This is a genomic window from Saccharomonospora iraqiensis subsp. paurometabolica YIM 90007 (genome assembly GCF_000231035.2).
GTDB lineage: Bacteria > Actinomycetota > Actinomycetes > Mycobacteriales > Pseudonocardiaceae > Saccharomonospora > Saccharomonospora paurometabolica.
Genome location: NZ_KI912210.1, coordinates 79,820 through 80,405 on the forward strand (window position 1 = coordinate 79,820; position 586 = coordinate 80,405).

General features: G+C 76.6%; 1 protein-coding gene and 1 pseudogene. Both read left to right on the plus strand.

The features are described 5' to 3' along the window. Positions 1–152 (plus strand): annotated as a pseudogene (locus SACPADRAFT_RS34465) (molybdopterin dinucleotide binding domain-containing protein); the annotation flags it as partial. Next, positions 149–586 (plus strand): FAD-dependent oxidoreductase (locus SACPADRAFT_RS0204450; protein WP_028662205.1); only part of this gene is annotated, 438 nt, incomplete at its 3' end. The pseudogene SACPADRAFT_RS34465 and the gene SACPADRAFT_RS0204450, both read left to right, overlap by 4 nt.

The following is a 586-nucleotide window of genomic DNA, read 5'->3' on the forward strand; positions in this document are numbered from 1 at the left end:
CTCCGGCCGGACGTGGTGTTCCTGCCGTTCCACTTCCCCGACGGGGCAGCGGGGCCAACCTGCTCACCAACCCGGCCCTGGACCCGACCAGCCGGATGCCCGAGTTCAAGGTCTGCGCCGTCCGGCTGACCCCGGCGGAGGGGGCCGCGTGAGCGCGCGCAGGGTGGTCGTCGTCGGCTACGGCATGGCGGGCGCGCGGCTGGCCGACGAGATCCGGCGGCGGGACCCGGACGGCGGGAGGGTGGCGCTGACCGTCGTCGGCGCGGAGCCGCACCACGCCTACAACCGGGTGCTGCTCTCCTCGGTGCTGGCCGGGTCGCTGTCGACCGGGTCGGTGCGGCTGCACGGGCCCGACTGGGCGAGCGGGCACGGGGTGGACCTGCGGCTCGGGGTCTCGGCCCGCGCACTCGACCGTGCCGCGCGCCGGGTCCACCTGTCCGACGGATCGGCCGTCGGGTACGACGCCCTGGTGCTGGCCACCGGGGCCGCTCCGTGGATCCCGCCGGTGGCGGGGCTGGCCACCGACGACGGGCTCGCCGAGGGCGCGGTGTTCTTCCGCACCGTCGACGACTGCGAGCGCCTGGTC